Source organism: Clostridiales bacterium, assembly GCA_030016385.1.
Classification (GTDB): Bacteria; Bacillota; Clostridia; order Clostridiales; family Oxobacteraceae; genus JASEJN01.
In genome coordinates this window covers 13,093-34,100 of sequence record JASEJN010000010.1, presented here as the reverse complement: position 1 = coordinate 34,100, position 21,008 = coordinate 13,093, and the positions used below count along the sequence as shown (strand labels likewise).

Annotated in this window: 15 protein-coding genes; 14 read left to right on the top strand and 1 reads right to left on the bottom strand. The window is 36.7% G+C overall.

What is annotated here, in order from left to right:
* Nucleotides 1–126: 126 nt before the first annotated feature.
* From QME45_03935 to QME45_03870, 14 genes are all read left to right on the top strand, one after another.
* Nucleotides 127–1,827 (top strand): extracellular solute-binding protein, encoded by a 1,701-nt coding sequence (locus tag QME45_03935; protein ID MDI6617815.1) that lies wholly within the window; start codon nucleotides 127–129, stop codon nucleotides 1,825–1,827.
* Between the two features lie 111 nt (nucleotides 1,828–1,938).
* The gene (locus QME45_03930) at nucleotides 1,939–2,793 is read left to right on the top strand and encodes an ABC transporter permease subunit (protein ID MDI6617814.1); all 855 of its coding nucleotides are present in this window, start codon (nucleotides 1,939–1,941) and stop codon (nucleotides 2,791–2,793) included.
* A 15-nt stretch (nucleotides 2,794–2,808) separates the two neighbouring features.
* Nucleotides 2,809–3,696 (top strand): carbohydrate ABC transporter permease, encoded by an 888-nt coding sequence (locus QME45_03925; protein MDI6617813.1) that lies wholly within the window; start codon nucleotides 2,809–2,811, stop codon nucleotides 3,694–3,696.
* Nucleotides 3,697–4,020: 324 nt separating this feature from the next.
* On the top strand, nucleotides 4,021–4,947 hold the full coding sequence (locus QME45_03920) for a nucleoside hydrolase (GenBank protein ID MDI6617812.1): 927 nt from the start codon (nucleotides 4,021–4,023) through the stop codon (nucleotides 4,945–4,947).
* Between the two features lie 174 nt (nucleotides 4,948–5,121).
* Complete coding sequence (rbsK, locus tag QME45_03915) at nucleotides 5,122–6,042, top strand: ribokinase (protein MDI6617811.1); 921 nt, start codon at nucleotides 5,122–5,124, stop codon at nucleotides 6,040–6,042.
* Between the two features lie 621 nt (nucleotides 6,043–6,663).
* A complete protein-coding gene (locus QME45_03910) occupies nucleotides 6,664–7,590 on the top strand; it encodes an ABC transporter permease subunit (GenBank protein ID MDI6617810.1) in 927 nt (308 codons plus the stop codon).
* 18 nt (nucleotides 7,591–7,608) lie between these two features.
* Nucleotides 7,609–8,526 (top strand): carbohydrate ABC transporter permease, encoded by a 918-nt coding sequence (locus tag QME45_03905; GenBank protein ID MDI6617809.1) that lies wholly within the window; start codon nucleotides 7,609–7,611, stop codon nucleotides 8,524–8,526.
* A 221-nt stretch (nucleotides 8,527–8,747) separates the two neighbouring features.
* Nucleotides 8,748–10,355 (top strand): hypothetical protein, encoded by a 1,608-nt coding sequence (locus QME45_03900; GenBank protein ID MDI6617808.1) that lies wholly within the window; start codon nucleotides 8,748–8,750, stop codon nucleotides 10,353–10,355.
* Between the two features lie 95 nt (nucleotides 10,356–10,450).
* Complete coding sequence (locus QME45_03895; protein MDI6617807.1) at nucleotides 10,451–11,965, top strand: hypothetical protein; 1,515 nt, start codon at nucleotides 10,451–10,453, stop codon at nucleotides 11,963–11,965.
* Between the two features lie 178 nt (nucleotides 11,966–12,143).
* On the top strand, nucleotides 12,144–13,658 hold the full coding sequence (locus QME45_03890; GenBank protein ID MDI6617806.1) for a response regulator: 1,515 nt from the start codon (nucleotides 12,144–12,146) through the stop codon (nucleotides 13,656–13,658).
* A gap of 12 nt (nucleotides 13,659–13,670) precedes the next feature.
* Nucleotides 13,671–15,440, top strand: coding sequence for a histidine kinase (locus QME45_03885; protein MDI6617805.1), 1,770 nt, complete (start codon nucleotides 13,671–13,673; stop codon nucleotides 15,438–15,440).
* Nucleotides 15,441–15,543: 103 nt separating this feature from the next.
* A complete protein-coding gene (locus tag QME45_03880) occupies nucleotides 15,544–17,151 on the top strand; it encodes a right-handed parallel beta-helix repeat-containing protein (GenBank protein MDI6617804.1) in 1,608 nt (535 codons plus the stop codon).
* A gap of 127 nt (nucleotides 17,152–17,278) precedes the next feature.
* Complete coding sequence (locus QME45_03875; GenBank protein MDI6617803.1) at nucleotides 17,279–19,255, top strand: beta-galactosidase; 1,977 nt, start codon at nucleotides 17,279–17,281, stop codon at nucleotides 19,253–19,255.
* A 164-nt stretch (nucleotides 19,256–19,419) separates the two neighbouring features.
* Nucleotides 19,420–20,346, top strand: a complete 927-nt coding sequence (locus QME45_03870) for a BadF/BadG/BcrA/BcrD ATPase family protein (GenBank protein MDI6617802.1) — start codon at nucleotides 19,420–19,422, stop codon at nucleotides 20,344–20,346.
* 108 nt (nucleotides 20,347–20,454) lie between these two features.
* On the opposite strand, the gene QME45_03865 is transcribed toward QME45_03870, so the two are convergent.
* A complete protein-coding gene (locus QME45_03865) occupies nucleotides 20,455–20,718 on the bottom strand; it encodes a hypothetical protein (GenBank protein MDI6617801.1) in 264 nt (87 codons plus the stop codon).
* Nucleotides 20,719–21,008: the final 290 nt, after the last annotated feature.

Here is a 21,008-nt window from a genome sequence, read left to right as displayed (position 1 = left end):
AACAATTATCATCCTTCATCTAATTTTATATGGTATTGTCATATAAACATGTAACAGATACCTTACATAATAAGGTAATTCTTTATGATATGATGAATATATAAAATTAAAGGAGGAGTGGTCATTTTGGGAAAGAAAATTTTATCAATTATACTGGCATTTTTGTTATCTCTAGGCATATTAGCGGCATGTTCGAAAAATTCTACTAAAAATGCTGCAAACAAAGGTGAATCTACAAATAAACTTGTCGGTGATGATCCTGCCTTTGGAAAGTTTACAAATCCTGTCGATGTACACATAGGCATGAGCGTTGATCCGACTGATAAGACGCTGCCGAAGGGTGACAGTGCAGGAAGCAACCAGTATACCCGTTATGTCAAGGAGAAATATAATATAAATATTATTGTAGACTGGACAGCTGCTACGGGGAACGACTTCAACCAAAAGGTAAGCCTTAGTATAGCCTCCGGTAAATTGCCGGATGGGATGGTGGCGGCCGACCGCACATATATGACAAAAGCCGCCAGCTCGGGACTGCTCTGCGATATTACGGACTTATTCAAACAGTATCAATCCTCTCAGGTGAAGGAAATCATGGAGAGCACTCAAGGGCGTGCAATGGAGAATGCAAGCTATAATGGAAGGATGGTTTCGCTTCCGAATATAACAGTCGATACCGATGGTGTCCATATAATGTGGATACGCAAGGACTGGCTCGACAAACTTAAACTGCCCGTTCCCAAGACATTAAGTGATATTGAAAAAACAGCAAAAGCGTTTATTGATAATAAAGTGGCCGGTGATAAAACTATCGGTATTGCAGGCCCATCCAAGAACACATTCCTTTATTGTACTTTTTTAACATCATCTAATAATATGTGCGGATTTGATCCTGTATTCAGCGCAATGGATTCATATCCTGGATACTGGCTGGATAATGGAGACGGCACCGTAAGCTACGGTTCCATAAGTGAAAGTACTAAAAAGACATTGACGCTTTTAGCCGATTGGTATAAAAAGGGACTTATAGATCCCGAGATGGGGACGCGCGACAATGTCGGCGATCCTATCAATTCGAACCAATGCGGTATATTCTTCGGCCCATGGTGGAATGGAGGATATGGCAACGGGGATTCATTTAAAAATGACCCCAAGGCCAACTGGCAGGCATATCCTGTGTATACCGATGACGGCAAATGGAATGCCCATATGAAGACCACGGGAAGCAGTTACACGCTTATCAGCAAAAAGGCAAGCGAAGATGCCGTTAAGGCTATACTCATTATGAATAATGCCCTTGTGCGCGATGAAGCCAAGTTTGATGTATCGGTCAGCATCGGCTGGTATCCTCTTCGTAATGTCATGGCGGCGGCGAATGAAACCGAATATGAATACAAGGAACTTCTTAAGGTGCTCAAAGGTGAGACAAAACCGGAGGATTATAATAAGCCCAATAGCCTGTATAAGCTGATGTACAGCGATGCAACCAAAGTTCAAAAAGTTATTAAGCCTCCTTTTGATAATTTAAATGTAAGCAATTTTGATATGAGCAACTTTGGGGATTTTCAACGCTTGTATTCCCTTATGATAGGTGATCGTTCCTTTGCCACAATACCGATCGACAAAAAAGTATACAGTGTAACATACAGCCAGACTCCTACAATGGAGGTAAAATGGGCTAATTTAAAGAAAATGGAAGATGAAACGATGCTCAAGATTATTATAGGCCAGTCGCCTGTAAGCTCATTTGATAAGTTCGTGACCGATTGGAAATCGCAGGGCGGCGATCAGATAACAACGGAAGTTAAGGCGCTTTTAAAGAAGTAATTTATTACAACAAAGACGTTGGAGAAATTTCAACGTCTTTGTTGTAATAGCACTTAAGATAGGGGGACGATAGTTGTGAGAAAAAGAGGATTTGAAAAATATTATTATTTGATGCTGCTTCCAGGAATGATCTGGCTTTTCATGTTCAGTATAGTTCCTATGTTCGGCATTGTTATGGCTTTCGAAAATTTCAATCCGGGAGCGGGCATATTTCATTCCAGATGGGTCGGACTTGACAATTTCAAGTATATGTTTCAATTAAACGACAGTAAAACTGTTATAGCTAATACGATTATAATAGCTGTTGGGAAATTGGTATTTAATTTACTGATACCGTTGATTTTTGCATTATTGCTCAATGAGGTTGTCAATCTTCGATATAAAAAATTGATACAGACGGTAGTATACCTTCCGCACTTTCTATCATGGGTTATAATGGCGACGATTGTAATAGGTATCTTTGGCTATAACGGAGTGATCAATACATTCATCAAGACATTTGGAGGCCAGCCCAAGCTTTTCATGGCTGATGCAGGGATTTTCCGCCAGTTGCTTATAGGTACGGATGTGTGGAAAGAGTTTGGTTATAATGCCGTAATCTTTCTTGCAGCTTTGACTTCCATCAATCCCAATTTGTATGAGGCCGCTGCAATCGATGGCGCCAACCGCTGGCAGAGTATGCTGCATATTACATTGCCGGCGTTGTCTACGACAGTGGTGCTTCTTGGCGTACTAAGCCTTGGCAATGTGCTGAATGCAGGATTCGACCAGGTATATAACTTGTATAATCCGCTTGTATATTCTACAGGTGATATCATAGACACATGGGTTTACCGGCTAGGCCTTCAGAATCTTCAATATTCTCTTGCCACAGCGGCAGGTTTATTTAAGTCTGTTATCAGCTTTATACTAATTGTAATATCATATAATCTTGCATATAGGTTTGCCGATTACACGGTCTTTTAAAGGGTGGTGTTCATCTTGATAAGAAATAAAAATTTGGGATCAAGGATTTTTGATATTTTTAATTATATATTTCTCGGGTTTTTAATGCTTACATGTTTCTATCCTCTTTGGTATACACTATGTGTATCCATTTCAAATAAAGCAGCGGCAAACGCAGGATTGGTTACATTTTACCCGATTGGATTTTCGCTTGTGTCTTATAAGGAAATTATCGGCGATAAGTTATTTTTTAATTCATTCTGGATTTCCATCCAGCGTACAGTTATAGGGTCTGCATTTTCAATGTTTATTACTGTTTTGATGGCTTATCCCCTGTCAAAATCAAAAAGGGAATTTAAGGCCAGAAATATTTTTATGTGGATTCTTGTTTTTTGTATGCTTTTCAACGGAGGTCTTATTCCGTGGTATTTGACAATGCAGAATTATCATCTGATAAACACCATCTGGGCATTGATTCTTGGAGGAGGTGTACCTATTTTCAATGTAATTCTGGTGATGAACTTTTTTAGAAATCTTCCAAAGGATCTTGAGGAAGCGGCAGTAGTCGACGGTGCAGGTCCATGGCGTATTTTATTCCAGATTTTCATACCGTGTTCGATTCCTGTGCTTGCTACAGTTACGCTTTTTATAGGCGTTTACCACTGGAACGAGTTTTTTAATGGTCTTGTATTGATGAATACATCCGACAGATACCCGCTGCAGACATATATACAGCAACTGGTTGTCAATATACCGACCGGTACGAATCTGACTCCTGAGCAATACAAAAGACTTTCCGAACTCTCGAACAGGACGCTTAATGCCGCAAAGGTATTTATAGCCATGGTACCCATGTTGATTGTCTATCCGTTTTTGCAGAAATATTTTGTCACAGGCATTATGCTGGGAGCAGTTAAAGAATAAAATATGGACGATGTATATGAGTGCATATTTTATATTTGAAGAATATTATTTCAATCGCTAAGCTCACAGTCTAAAGAGTCTGTAAACTTGTTCAGGGCAAAATCAAAACTCGCTTTGCAAAAGATTGATTCTGCTTATCCTGAACATGCGTTAACAGACTCTAAAGACTTTCCGCTAATTGCTCTTTCCATAATATTCTTCAAATAATATAAATTCCTCACAGTATATACCTATTATTTGACATATGATATTGAAAATGGGATAATAATTCCAGAATAGTTCGAAAAGGGCGGCAGCGCCTGAATGCAGACTGGAGGAAAAGTTATGAAATTTACCAAACCGGATAATGAGAGAATCATTAAGATGCTAAAATATCCTGAGGGCAAGATAGATATGGTTTTGGATACCGATACTTACAATGAGGTGGATGACCAGTTCGCGCTGGTATATGCTTTAAGTTCCCCTGAAAGGCTTAACATAAAGGCAGTATATGCCGCGCCATTTTTTAATAATAGATCTGCCGGCCCGAAAGATGGAATGGAAAAAAGCTATAATGAAATAATAAGACTTTTAGGCAAAATGGACATATCACCTGAAGGTTTTGTATATAAGGGGTCCGACAGCTATTTAAAGGATACGGATAGGCCGGTTTCAAGCGAGGCGGCAAAAAATATCATAGAACTATCGAAAAACCATTCGGAGGAAAACCCTTTATATATTGCAGCTATTGCGGCCATTACGGATGTTGCATCGGCAATACTTATGGCGCCTGAAATCATAAATAAAATAGTTGTTGTATGGCTCGGCGGACATCCTCTATACTGGAAGAATACAAGAGAGTTCAATCTCTATCAGGATGTTTTATCGGCAAGGGTTATATTCGACAGCGGAGTGCCTGTTGTACAAATCCCCTGTATGGGTGTGGCATCACATCTTCTAACTACCGTACCGGAACTCGAGGCGTATCTTTCGGGTAAAAATGCAATATGCGATGCGCTGGTCCAATTATTTAAGGCATATAAAAGCGACCGCTTTGGATGGGCCAAGGAAATATGGGATATATCAACCATTGCATATTTGATAAATGAAAAATGGGTGCCGACAGATATGGTTCACAGCCCGATTGTTACGGATGAGGGTACGTGGAGCAAAGATACTGGAAGACATTTTATTAAAACGGCCACATTTATACATAGGAATGAAGTCTTTAGGGATATGTTCAGAAAGCTTGGAAACAGAAGAGATATCTGATCATATAATACAAAAAGGCATGTAAATTACATATTTGCATGCCTTTTTTGCATTTAGTGGGACGATGAATAGTTCTTTTATATAATATGTGTTAAAATTATTGTGAAATTGTTCATACAATTTGGTAGAATTAGAATAGCTAATTATTGATAAGGTCGGAAAGAAGGTAATAAAGTGAAAAAAATATGCGTTATAGGAAGCCTGAATATGGATTTGGTTGCATCCGTCGAGCGTTTTCCGGAACCGGGGGAGACAATTACGGGCAAAAGCTTTAACACTTTTCCTGGTGGAAAAGGTGCAAATCAGGCTGTCGCTGCAGGAAGATTGGGCGCTGATGTAAGCATGGTCGGGAAAGTAGGTGACGATTTGTATGGAGATATGTACCTTAAGGTGCTTAAAGAAAACAATGTCAAATCCCACGGCGTCGGAATCGAAAATGGCATTTCAACGGGTATCGCCGTTATAGAAGTTGAAAGCACAAGCGAAAACAATATTGTAATTATACCCGGAGCAAACGGGAAAGTGGATGTATCATTTATAGACAGCAAATGGGATGTCATATGCAATTGCGATATATTCTTATTCCAGCTTGAAATACCAATTGACACTGTTTTGTATACATTGAAAAAGTTAAAACAGTTTGGTAAAACTACTATACTGGATCCAGCGCCTGCAAGAGCGCTGCCGGAAGAAATCTTTGAATACATAGATTATATAACGCCGAATGAGACTGAAATAGAAATATTGACAAAAATGAAGATCGATAGTGAAGCGGCGCTTAAAAATGCAGCCGGTATGCTTTTGAAGAGGGGAGTTAAAACAGTTATCGCAAAGATGGGCAAAAAAGGTGCATGTATAATAAGCAACGAAATGTTTGAACATATTCCAGGATTCAGGGTAGACGCAGTAGATACTACTGCCGCAGGGGACTCATTCAACGCGGGGTTCGCTTATGCCCTGTCAAATGGCAATAGTTTAAAGGACTGCGTCAGATTCGCCAACGCTGTTGGCGCTCTTTCAACAACGGCTATGGGTGCACAGGGCGCAATGCCTTCAATTGATGCTGTGAAAATGTTTTTGAAGAGCAGAGCTTAAATTGATATTATAAAATTATAACAACTCCTAAAATATAAATACAGCTCGGACTTTAGAAAAAAAGTTATTACTATATGCTTGAAACATTTACAATAGTTGAGTATAAGTAATTATCTAAGAAGATTCGATAGCTTAAACATCAATATATTTACAGAAGGCTATTACTTCTGGATTTATCATAATTGGATAATAAAGAAGTTTATAGCCTTTTGCTATATTTTTCAGATAAGGGCATTATAAATAACATTTATAATAAAAGGATTAAGACTTATTATTGAATGGGTGTGCGTTTCTGTGTCTTATATTTCTCAATACTTTGAATGAATAATAATTTCATATCTTGATGAGGATCATTCATCACAAGTTTATTTCTATTAACCCCCAAAATTCTATGTAAAAGCCAAAAATATTATAGCAAATATAAATAGAGTACAGTGAAAGTTATATATGCAAATGTTAAGCTTTATGTATAAGAAGTTAAAAAGTTTTGATAATAAAAACTATTGCTTTTATATGGTATATTTTAATACTTAGCGGCTAAGCCAATATAAATTTAATTATCGCAGATATTTGCTAATTAAAATCAAAGTATTTTGAACTAGGACTGGAAGGACGGTAAATATGAAAAATTTTTTAAAATCAAAATCTAATCTGTTATCAATAAAACGTCAAATGCCATTACAAGCTATGGTTTTGCCAGGTATAATTGTTCTTTTGATATTCAGTTATCTGCCGATGTTTGGTATTATTATCGCTTTTAAGGATTTCACAATTGCAAAGGGTTTCCTTGGCAGCCCATGGGTGGGTTTGAAGCATTTCATAAGTTTTTTCACTGACAGTACTTTTATCATGGCTATGAAAAATACTGTGATACTTAGTTTGCTAAGACTGCTTATATGCTTTCCAGCACCTATTATTTTTGCTCTAATACTCAATGAAATCCCATACCTGCGTTATAAAAAGGTAGTTCAGACGAGCAGTTATTTTCCTCACTTTATAGCTTATGTAGTAGTCGCCGCATTATGGTCAAACCTTCTCGATCCAAGGGGACTTGTCAATAATTTTTTAATAGGTACAGGACTAATAAGCAAGCCTATAGAGTTCTGGACTGACTCTGGTAAATTTAGGATTCTTGCAATTATTGTTGATATATGGAAAGAAATAGGTTGGGGCGCGATTATATACATAGCCGCTATTGCCGGCATAAATCCTGAACTCTATGAATCTGCCAAGATTGATGGTGCAAGCAGAATAAAACAGATAATATATATCACATTGCCAAGTATAGCAAGTACAATTGCAATAATGTTTATACTCAGTATAGGCGGTCTTTTCAGAGGAAATCTTGATCAATCCTATCTTTTTGGCAATGCATTTAATAAACAAACTTCCTATATTATTGAGTATTATGTGCTCGATATGGGATTTAAAACGATGAGATATTCATTCGCTACAGCAGTCAACTTATTTCAGTCATTAATTTCCCTTATTTTATTAGTTTTTGCAAATTGGCTGTCAGGTAGAATTTCCGGAAATAGAATATTCTGAAGAAGGTGGCATTTAGAAATGAAGCTAAATTATTCAATAAAGTTATCTGCAGAAGATCATATAATCAATATTACATGCTGTGTAATTGCCTTTATTATATTTTTTATTACTTTATATCCAATTTATTATAGCTTTATATCTTCAATAAGCGATGGTCAAGCTGCAATGGCAACTCAGATATATTTTTTACCTGTAAAAGTAACTCTTGAAAACTATAAAATAGTATTTTCTGAAAAAACATTGTATAACAGTTATATTGTAAATATCTTGAGAACATTGATAGGTACAATTACAGGAGTATTTTTTACATCCATGATGGCTTATGGAATTTCGAGGAAAGAATTAAAATTCAGAAAGTTATATTCTATAATTGCAATTATTACTATGTATTTTGGCGGCGGTTTGATTCCTTATTATTTAGTTCTAAGGTACTTGCACCTTATAAATACGTTTTCTGTATACATTATACCTTCATTAATTAATGTCTTTAACATGTTGTTGTTTATGAGCTTTTTTCGGGATCTACCAGGAGCAATTATAGAGTCGGCAAAAATTGACGGTGCAGGAGAATTTACAATTTTTCGTAAAATAGTGATACCTTTATCAAAGCCTGTCCTTGCTACTGTAGCACTTTTCGTGGGGGTTTACCATTGGAATGATTGGTTCACTTCAGCTTATTTTGTCACTAATGAAAAGCTGATGACTCTTCCAACAATATTGATGAGACTTGTAAATTCCGCTGAAGCCCAGGAAAAACTTAACAAGATGATGCTCAGCAGCGCCGGTGTAAATATCGGAAGCATGAAAACAGGTCCCACAGTAAATTCCATACGCCATGCTACCATGCTGGTTTCAATAGTGCCGATTATGATGGTTTATCCTTTCTTACAGAAATATTTTGTCAAGGGCATAATGGTAGGAGCTATAAAAGCTTGATAGTTTCTAATATAAAATCCAAGAGAATAGAAATACTAAGCATTTGCATTAGTATAACCATTGGTTTGCTAAAAATAAAATAAACGAGGAAGTGATATATATGAGAGCACCTATATAGTTGCAAATCATTTAAAAATAGTAAATATAGGATTTTAGATTAGATTAAGTTTGAGAATGGAGACTTTTTTCTTGATTATTTTTAATAAAAAGGAGGAAATATTATGAAATTGACTTTTAAAAAAATGGCAAGTTTGCTCTTAACAGTGCTGATAATTTTAGGAATACTTTCAGGATGTTCTGGAAGCAAGAATAAGGGTTCTTCAAATGTTAATCCAAAAGGCGAAAACGATAATTCACCTATTACACTTACTGCTTATGTGGATGGTAACTGGTCAAATATGGATAACTGGGGTAATGATCCCACATCCAAGAGAATAACCAAAGAGACAGGTGTAACTGTCAAGACAAGCAAGCCCGTAGCTAATGATACTCAGAAAGTAAGTTTAATGGTATCCAGCGGTGATCTGCCAGATTACATGATACTTAGCAAGAATGATCCGGCCTGGGATCAAATGATCGCAAACGATCAACTTTTCCCGTTGGATGAGCTTATGGATAAATATGCTCCTAAGATGAAGAGCACTTTACAGCCTGAGCATCTGCAAATAAATAAGTATAAAGATGGCAAAATTTATTATTTTGCAAACTTTGTAGAAGGTCCAAAGTATAGAGAAGATGCCAAGAAATATAATTCTCTTGTGGGAACAAATCAAAGTGTTATATTGATCAGGCAGGATTATTACGATGAAATTGGAAAACCTGAGATAAAAAATCCACAGGATTTTATGAAAGCTCTGGAAGAATTAAAAGCCAAACATCCGGATAAAATCCCTTTTTACGGTGGAGATGGAAGTTTCCTTAGTGGTCCTGGACCGTTGACAACTCATTTTGGTATAGAACCTTATTATAAGGTGGACGATACTCTTAAAATGCAATACAAGGATCCTAAATATCTTGACATGCTAAAATGGATGAATCAAATGGCAAGCAACGGTTTACTCACAAAAGAGTCTTTTGTTGACAATACAGAGATCTCTATCGGCAAGACAAAACAAGGTCTGCCTATATCATATACATGGACTATAGGTGAGACTGGCAAAATACCTGGTGATAATCCTAAAACTACGTATCAGCCAATGGCTCCATGGGATTCTTATAAACAAGTGAGATATGGTACTGGCTGGTATGCTGTTGGAATCACAAAAAAATGCAAAAATCCAGAACGCGCTATTCGTTTCCTTGAATATGCCAATTCGGAAGCAGGATGGAAAGCTTTTAACTGGGGAGTTGAAGGAGATAAATATAGTGGAGACCCGGTAAACGGCCCTCATTATAAAGTGATCGATGGCAAGCCAACTTATTTTAAGGAATATATGGATGCTAAACTTGCCGACTGGGCTGGATTGGAACGTAAAAACGGGTTGGGTGCCTATTCCATGTTTGTATTGGATTATGAAGCTAATTACATTGCAACGTGGAATCCTGACGATCCCTTGATGAAAAAGATGAACGAGATATATGCCCCGAAGGTCGTTTATACGCCTGAGTATGATATAGTTGTTCCGGGCGGAAGCGATGAGTCGGTTATAGATCAGAAGATAGATGATTTAATCAAGGAATATACAGTAAAAATTGTATTCGCAAAGAGTCAGGATGAAGTTACTAGCCTTTATAATGAGTTTGTAAATACTTGTGAAAAGGCGGGGGCTTCCAAACTTGAAAAGTTTTACACTGAAAATTGGAAAGCCAAGCTATCAAAAAATAATTAACACCAAGTATCTAAGATACATGATATAATAGGGAAGGTATATGAGCTTCTCCATTATATCATGTATTGAATGATTTATATGGGGAGGGAGATAAAATGAATTTAATTCCACAAGGACCAGCCGGTTCTTATGATTATTGGTGTACTTGGAATACTCAGTATACATCACTTCCATCTTTTGCCGGTGGAGAAGAAGGCGTAGTTCAAGTAAGAAATAATCTCAATGAAAAGTTATTATTCGATTCGCCTGGAATTATAAGCAAATATTTCAGTAAATGCAGAAATGATTTATATGTAGTTTTTGATGACGGTTGGGATGTTGATTACAATCAGAATCCTGGCAAAAATATAAGTGCTTTTGGATCATGCAAATTATCAGAAAAGAGATTTCCCAGTTGTAATGGGAATCCTGCAGAAAGGCTTAAAAAACTTGATACTATGGTAAAATCTCTTGGATGGAGAGGTGCAGGCCTATGGATTTCCGCGCAGGCCGAGGGGGAAAAGCGAGGAACTGAATTCGATATATCTTATCTTAAAAAATATTGGCGTGAAAGAGCTAAATGGTGTAACTATGCAGGAATAAACTATTGGAAGGTAGACTGGGGCATACATGCTCATGACATGGAGTTTCGAAGAATGCTTACAGAGATTGCCAAAGAAGAAGCTCCATTATTGAAAGTGGAGCATGCCTATTGTATGGGGCCTTTTAATTCTCCGGATACTAAGGACGGTAGGTTTTCATCATCGGGAGATTGGCTTGACAAAAACGTCGATGTACTTAGTTTTAGCGATATATTGAGAACTTATGATGTAACATCGGAATTATCGGCGGCTTCCACTATAGACAGAGTATCTGAACTTCTGGCCAATCAAAGGATGGAATCTGGATGTGACGGCATACTTAATGTCGAAGATGAATTATATTTAGGTGCTGCTCTTGGATGTATCGTTGGCGTTATGAGGCATCCTATTTGGAATGAGAGTATAATCCCTGATGAGGGCAACAGAAGGCTTAGAATTGATGAAATAGTTCGTACAGTAAGATGGCATAGAATTGCACCGCCATATGGAGTTTGGATGAATAAATTCCATAAATCCAAAGAAATATTATGCGATAGCTGGTTCTTTGATAAAACATATGATTGGGCAGGTGTAGAATTTAAATCTGAGAATCAGAGTGCTCCGATGGCAATTAGCCGTGGAATGGATATTCCAGAAGTAATTGCTCTTAATGATAGACCTTTTGTAGTTGCATCGAAAAATCCGATTAGCGGTGCTGTATCTATAGCTACGATACCGAGGACGTATTTAGGAAAGGGCTTAATAATACCATCTGCCGATATAACTATCAAAGTAGACAGCATAAATACAATTATAGGGATTTTCGGTGAATACAGAAGTTTAACAATTGATTTTTCAGAATCAGTAGAGGGTATGGATGTATGGGCACAGGATCTTTCAACTGATGAGGCTCTAAAAATTACCGACAGGATTCACATGGACGGACATCATATTACCCTTGATGGAAAGACAATAAAGGAAATTGGAACTCTTGGTGCCACTCCTGGGGATCTTTCCTATCCCGGTTTGGCATTAGTGTTAAGAAAGTAAGATTGAAGGCTTAATTATTCCGGGAAAAGAAATGCAGAAGCATGCTTTAGCTTATCTTGTTTGACATGTTATTATCTGATTATTATAAATGTGGAATTAGTTTAACTTTCAATTTAAACAATGGAGTATTTATTATACTCTGTATATCATGAAATTTTGGCCAATGGAGGAATGGCTTATGTATAGTATTCTAATTGCTGAAGATGAGGATATCATTAGAAAAGGTTTGATAAAAATGATAAGTAAAATGAGATTGCCAATCGATATTTTCTATGAGGCAAGAAATGGCCGGGAAGCGTTGGAATATGTATATAAATTTTCTCCTAATATTGTAATTACTGATATAAAAATGCCGGTTATGGATGGCCTTGATTTAATAGGACAGATAAGAAAATTCAATACAAATATAAAATCAATAATCTTAAGCGGTTATAATGAGTTTTCATTTGCTCAGAAAGCTATAGGCCTTAATGTAAATGAATATCTCTTGAAGCCTATAGGGAAAGATGAATTATATAATGTCCTGATAAAAATAATAAACCAGCTCAAAATGCAGGAAGAAGAGATAAGACAGAAAGCTATAAAAGACATAAAAATTAAAGAATATCAGTCAATTGTGCTTAAGGAAATACTTGATGGACAAAATGATGCGCAGTTTACCAATATAGTAATAGCAGATGCTGGAATTGCTTTTGCAAAACAAGGTTTTTGTGTTATAGCAATGTATTGCAGTCAGAAAAGTGATCTTGCGAAAAACTATTTTGTGAAGTACATTGGACGTTATATATGCTGTATATATATAAATAAGTACAATAATATAATATGCCTTGTAAATATAAATAAAGAAGAGCTAAATGGGGTAGTATCTGCCATATCAAACGGAGTAGATTCTTTTGGAAGCGATGCAAGTTTAGGCATAAGCGATTGGTCTAAAGACGTAAAAATGCTTCATGGACTAGCTTTACATGCTGAAGAGGCTCTAGATTTCAGGATGGTCGATGACAGAAGACGGATATTTTCATATATTGAAATAAAGAAATGCAAAACACAGCAACTATCATTGGATGTTTATTTTCAGGAAATTTCCAATGCTATAAAGGTTAAAAATTTCATGGGATTATCAAGCAGCATTGATAGCTTATTTTGTTTTTTTAAAAAATCCAATGCTATACCTCAAGTAATTAAGGATTCGATCGAAAAATTGTTGCTGAGCAATATGACTGCCGCTGGCAGAAATATATTTGATATTCCGATTGAGGCAGCCAGACTCTTTAAAATATGCAGTTCAATTTCTGATTATAAGATTAGCATTAAACAAATCATATTAAAGATATGGGAGAACAAAGGGGATAATGATCAAATTAATTCAGGCAATAAAATTAGGATTGCAATAAAATATATAGAAAAAAATTATGAGAAGGATTTGAGCTTACAGGAGGTTGCGGATTATGTAAATTTAAATCCTTCTTACTTAAGTTGTATTTTTAAAAAAACGACAGGATTAAACTATAGGGATTTCCTTAATAAAGTCAGAGTAGAGAAGTCCAAGGTTCTTCTTATCCAGCCGAAATATAAAGTTTATGAAATAGCAGAAAAAGTCGGCTTCATCGATACAAATTACTATTATAGGGTTTTTAAAAAGTATACTGGAATTACGCCCAACCAGTATCGTTATAATTTATCTAATATATAGCAGAGGAAGAATATGAGCTTAAAAAGTAAATTGACTTTATCATATATCATAATTCTATCGATACCTGTTCTTATAAGCGGAGTATTACTGTACAATAATATGGTAAAATCTATAGAACATGAAACTCTTGTTATAAATGAACAGAGACTTTATGATGAGAAAGTAAGAATAAATAATCAGATTGATCAAGTAGAAAAAATCGGATATGAAATTTCAACGAATAATGTATTGAAAAAGTTTTTTACAAATAAATATTATACTGATTCTCAATTAATACTTGCCATGAATAATAATATACTGCCTTTTATTTCATGGATAGAAGCGGCAAAGAATCCATATATTAATAAATTTAGATTTTTTACTTATAATGAAAGCATACCGGAAAGCCAATCTTTTTACTGGGCGAAGGATTATGAAAAAGAGAAATGGTTTAAAAATATAAAGTCCCAACTAAGTCATAAAAATTCTTATTGGGAAGATGTGCATCCGGCAAGGCTGTATAAATATTCACCATTTAAAGGTGGACTAGTTTTTTCACTATTTTATCCAATGAATATAGATGACAAGGATAATACCACTTATATAGAAATCGAAATAGATGTTAATACTTTAATCGATTCCTCTGTTTATGTCGATCAGCCTGGAAATACCATTGCTATAATACAGGGCAAGAACATTATATATAGCGATAATCCAATATTATACAAGAAAATTTTGAATACTTGCAAAAATAAATTACAATCACTTAGTTCCGGTAAAAATTTGCGTGTTGCTTTGGATAGAAATAATTATTTGATAAATATAGAAAGAATCAACTTTCCCGGGACTTATTTTATAAGCGCCATCCCAATATCTGAAATTTCCAAGCCATTAGTGCGGTCGCGAAATATTTTTATCTTTATTTTTACCGCAGGTACTATTATACTTTCCAGTCTATCTTATTTATCCGCACATTTGCTTCTAAAAGAATTAAAAATAGTTCTCAAAGCTGTACAAAAAATAGAACATGGAGAATTCAACATATCCATTAATGTGAAAGGAAAAGATGAAATAACTGAAATAGCTGAAAATATAAATATGATGGCTGCCAAAATTAATGATTTAATCAATGTAGTCTATAAAGCTCAAATCGCGCAAAAGGATATGGCACTTGCCGTGCTTCAAAAACAAATAAACCCTCATTTCATTTATAATACATTAGAGACTTTAAAGATGATGGCAGAGATAAAAGATGAGGAAGAAATATCAGATGGATTGACTGCGTTAGGGAAACTGATGAGATATAATTTTTCATTTGGCAAAAAGCTTAGCACATTAGGGATGGAAGTTGACAATGCAAAAGATTATATAAAAATTCAGAATTTAATGCTGAATAATTCTTTGCATGTGCGTTATGATATTGCCCACGAATTTGAATTTGAAGCATGCAAAATACCCTGCCTTACGCTACAACCATTAATTGAGAATTGTATTGTTCACGGGCTTAAGGGTAAAGGTGGCGATCTCGATATTAAAGTAATTATTCGAAGTATTGATGGCTGTTTATGGTGTGAAATAGATGATGATGGAGTAGGAATTGATCAACAGCGTCTTGCTGATATTAATAAGAAACTTGATACTGAAGCCATTAATGACACTATAGACGCACCCAAAGATGGATTAGCCTTGGCAAATATTAATCAAAGAATAAAACTATATTTTGGCAAAGAATACGGACTGGAATTGCGCAGCAGAGCAAATGGAGGAATTGCTGCCATAGTTAAGCTTCCTATTACTTTTTGATAACTTTTCTGAGAATAAACTTTTTTGTAAGTATAATTTTTTATATATTACAGGACTGTTTTAGAGTGGGAAACATAAAGAAATATATTGAGGAGTGTATAAAATGAAAGTTGATAGGCCGCATGAGTTTTGTGATGGTATGGATATTTCGGAAACACTTAGGAATGCTGTTGATAAATGCTGCAAATTTAAGACCGGTAAAATAATTTTACCGAGGGGAAAATATATTTTTAAAGATGAAAAATCCATAAGAGATTTTAAAAATCTTATGATAGGGAATATAAATCCTGATACAAAATGGGGAAGATGCGGCATCCCTTTTAACAGAGCAGTTTCATTTAAAAATTGTGACAATCTTGTAATAGACGGTCAGGGTTCTACAATAATATTTGAAGGGCTTATTCAGCCGTTTGAATTTATAAACTGCAGCAATGTGCTGATAAAAAATATTTCGATTGATTGGAACCGTCCTATGTTTTCGGAAGGAAGAGTTCTTAATAATGAAAATGATACAATAAAAGCTAAAATTTTTGATAATTATTTTATTAATGGTGGCGAACCGGTATGGTCTTTCCAGGATTATGATCCTGCAACTAGGAGATTCGGGGTATTTTGCCCTTTCTGCCGCGGAACATCGATGGAACTTATAGCTCCTCAGGTTGTTCGCTTTAAATTTCCGGATTCTGGCAGGGTTCAAATAGGTTCTTATTTGATGTTTAGGCATATTGGCAATTATCGCCCGGCATTATATTTCTTTAATTGTACCAATGTAAATGTAGAGAACGTGACCATTAATGCAAACCCCGGCATGGGTATAATAGGCCACAGCAGCAAAGATTTCATATTTAGAAAGTTAAAAGTTATACCGCGAGACGAAAGGATAATGTCAGTAAATACCGATGCTGCACATTTTATAAGTTGTACTGGCACAATTGACTTTGAGGATTGCTATTTTCAGGGTATGGGAGATGATGCAGTCAATGTTCACAGTTTCTATTTTTCTGTAAAAAAGCGGTTTGATGATCGTACCATATTGGCTACTATAGAAGCTGTAACTCAGGATTGTCTTTTCGACAGTCCATCTGCAGGTGATTGTGTAGAATTTATAAGAAGGGATACACTTTTGCCATATGCTTCCGGGAAAATTAAGTTCGTCGAAACAGATCCCGAAGATTGGAGTTGTACAATTCGTTTTTCTCAACCGTTGCCTGAATCGTTTGATAACACTGACTTGATCTCTAATGTGTCAAGAACTGCTAAACTCCGATTCGTTAGATGCCTGGTAAAGAATATACGTGCCAGAGGACTTCTTATACAGACCCGAGGAGTAATTGTCAAAGATTGTACATTTGACCACTGTACAGGTACAGGCATACACATAGATACCGCAACAGGATGGTTCGAATCCATGGGTGTAAGGGATATAGTAATCCGCGATAATAGGTTTATTGGATGTGGATATGGTCCTGGAACATATAAAAGAACTTCTGGAATTAGCGTATTAACTGAGTGTGAAATTCCAGTTGCAGGTGTGCATAGGAACATTACCATTAAAAATAATTATATTAAAGGACCAGGGGATACAGGAATTTATATTAGTTGCACAGATGGAGCAGTTATCTGCAAAAATAATATCGAAGAAGTTAAGAATGCGATAAAAATCCAATATTCAAATAATATTAAATTGTATGAAAATCGAACTGACAGATAGTTGATTGTGATTGAATAGAAAATTATAATATATTTAGTAGTTTAATAAAAGAATGAAGGGATAATTAAAGTTAATAAAAGGGGATAGACAAAAATAAATATAAAGAATTGAAAGGGGAGAAATGAATATGAAGAATTTATCGCCTTACTTAGGTGCAGCATATTATCCTGAAGACTGGCCGTTTGAGGAAATCGACCGGGATATATCAATGATGAAAAAGGCAGGCATAAATGTGGTAAGGATAGGGGAATTCGCATGGAGCCGTATGGAGCCAGAGGAGGGTGTCTATGATTTTAAGTGGCTGCATAATGTGGTAGATAAATTATCTGCGGCGGACATTGCTGTTATTATGTGCACTCCGACGTGTACCCCGCCGGTGTGGCTTACGGAAAAGCATCCCGAAGTTCTGGTGGTGCATGATGATGGTACGAGAGAGCAGCATGGGGCAAGAAGACATGCTTGTCCTAACAATCCTGTATACAGGCAATATTGCATAAAAATAGTTACCAGGCTTGCCGAAGAGTTTGGAAGGGATAAAAACGTCATCGGCTGGCAGATCGATAATGAAATGTATCCGGCGCAGAAGCGCGGCTGCTGCTGTCCTGTGTGTCACAAAAAGTTCATAGATGCCATGCGCCGGCAGTTCAAAACCATAGATGACTTAAACAGGATATGGGGTACGGACTTATGGAGCCAGACATATAAGTCCTTTGAGCAATTACCTATTCCACGTTCCGATACGTGGCACCATCCTTCACTGCTTACGGCCTGGATGAATTTTCAATCCGATTCATACGTAGAATTTACAAAAACTCAGAGCGATATATTGCAGAAACTTACAAATCAGCCTGTAGGCACTGATATGATGCCCGTAAATGGCGTCAATTATTATAAAATGAGCCAGGTATTAAATGTAATGCAGTTTAATCATTACAATGATATGGAAAATCTATGGCAGGCTGCTTTCTGGATGGATTTTATAAGGCCTTTAAAGCAGTCGCCTTTCTGGAATACCGAAACGCAGACATGCTGGAACGGTTCGACTTCTGCAAACGGATATAAAAAGAAGGGGTTCTGCGTTGTGAATTCATGGCTGCCCATAGCATTAGGAGGAGAGGCCAACCTGTACTGGCTCTGGCGTGCGCACTGGAGCGGTCAGGAACTCATGCACGGTTCCGTTATTTCAAGTTCCGGCAGGCCCCTTCACATATTTGACGAAGTAAAAGAGGTATCGGAAGGTTTTAAAAAAGCAGGGGAGTTTTTGAATAATACCCGTCCTGTTAAATCGGGATTTGCCATACACTTTTCAGGTTATGCATGGTGGCTGTTCGAATTTCAGCCTATGGTAAACGGGTTCAAATATGCGGATAAAATTATCAATAAGGTTTATAAGCCTTTAATCGAATCTCAGATTCGGCCTGATATCATAGATCCCGCATCTTCGCTTGACGGTTACAGGGTTTTGCTGTCTCCATTCTTGCCGACGCTTGAAGAAGGCGGCCTGATTGAACGCATAAAGAAATGGGTATATAATGGTGGCATATGGATCGTAGGGCCGATGTCCGATATCCGGACCATCGATGCAACGAAGTACGCTAAGGCACCGTTTGGTTATTTAGAGAATCTATGCAATATTTATTGCAAATATCAAATACCGGGGGATCCTGAGGACTTTACTATTCAATGGGAGGATGGGCATAAATCCGACGGCTCCGTATGGTATGACGGTTTTGAAACACGCGGGGCAAAATCTATAGCCGACTATACTGAAGGGCCGCTGTCAGGGCTTTCTGCGATAGCAAAATGCGATATCGGCAAGGGTCAGGTCATAATCCTTGGAACTTTGCCTGTGCGGGAAGATCTTAAGTCTTTAGCTTTGAATGCATCAAAAAAAGCGGATATCATTCCTGTAGCAGCGTCCGAAAATGTACTCGCAGTGCCGAGAAGTGGCCAGGCGGGATCGGGGATGGTGATTCTTGAGCTTGAGAATCGCACCGGCAAGTTAAGCCTGAAAAGTGCCATGAGAGATCTCATAACCGGTAAATTATATAATGGAGATATAGACATACCTCCGTATTCCGTAATGGTATTAAAAGATGTATAAATACATCAATACTCTTTAAATAATTTTAATGCACAGGATATATATTTTATATTTGAAGAATATTATTTCAATCGCATTGCTCTTTCCATAATATTTTTCAAATAATCTTTATACATCCTAATGTACCTGTAAAGAATATAAAAACAAGGAGCGGAAGAAATTTTATGAAGTATGTAATAGGGATAGACGGCGGCGGGACGAAAAGCGTCATAAATATTGCCGATCTTAACGGTAAGATAATTTCGAGAGGCCTTGGAGGCCCCACAAATATTAAGTCCGCATCCTTAGATGAGGTCCATACTGTATTAAAGGAATTGATAGAGAATGCCGTATCAAAATCGGGGCTTCTAATCGATGATTGCTCCTCCGTCTGCATCGGCACGGCGGGCGTTCATGAGTTAAAGGGGGAGTCGGATATTGCGGCATTGATAAAGTCCATTGGCATAAAAGGTAATGTTATTGTTACAAATGATGCGGAAATAGTTCTGGCTGCGGAAAGCAAAGATGTCGAGGGTGTTGTTCTGATTGCCGGTACCGGCTCTATTGCATACGGTATCGATAGGTACAGAAAAAGATACAGGTCAGGAGGATGGGGGCATATACTCGGCGATGAAGGAAGCGGCTATTATATAGGGCTTGAGGGAATTAAAGCAGCCCTTAAGTGCTATGACGGAAGAGAGCCGTATACGGAGCTTCTGCCCATGCTCGAACAGGAAATGGGTGTTTTAAATGTGGAGGGCATGGTCGATAGAATATATAAAAAAGATTTAAAGAAGTCCGAGATAGCCTACTACTCCAAAACAGTCAATAAAGCCTTTGAAAATGGCGATAAAAAAGCTGAAGTGATATTGCAAAATTCATCAAGTGAATTATTCATGCTGGTCGATGCAGTGATAAAAGCGATGAAATATGAAAATGTAAGTACGACTGTTGTGGTAAACGGGAGCGTAATAGTTAAAAATAATTTTATATTTAATAGTTTCACGAATTTAGCAAAGGATAAATATCCTCTTATAAGCATAAAAAAACTAAGCAAAGAAGCCGCATACGGAGCTTCAAGGATAGCCCTTAAAGCTCTAAAGATCCAATGATTGCTTGGAGAAATCCGCGACTGCGCGCAGCTCTTTGAAATAATTATGGATTATTTCAGAAGGTTTGAGCCGATGGATCAGGTATGCCCGCCATCTTAAAAGAATAGTTTATTTTTCTTGGGGGAGCCTGCTTTTACCATCGCCGTGGCATGAACCGCCCTTACCTAAATGTCCCATTCCGAACATCATTAAAACCATGCCTATTGGACATGCCAATGATGCAAGAAGTGGAAGCACGGTTCCTCCCTTTATATTTAAAAGCGGCAATGCAAATATTACAACCAAAGGCAGCAGACAGCATGCCATCATCATTAAGCCGTGCTTTAACATACCGCCATGCCTGCTGGTATTTTTAGAATTATTATTTTCCATATCCTTATCCTCCAATCATATATTAGATAATCCGGCTAAAATATAAAAGCCGGTAAAAAACTCATCTTTCCATTCATATATATAATAGAATATAAATGTGATGTTTTTATGGAGATACAGAAATTTCGCATTCAAACCCCAAATCTTTTTTACAACTCTCTTTCCGTGATATTTTTCAAATAATTTGGATGCACACGGCGTATATTTTATATTTTTCCTGCATATTATCGTATATCTAAAGCTATATAGAAAAAATAAAAAGCTTTATGGGGATCTTAAGAAGAGCTTAT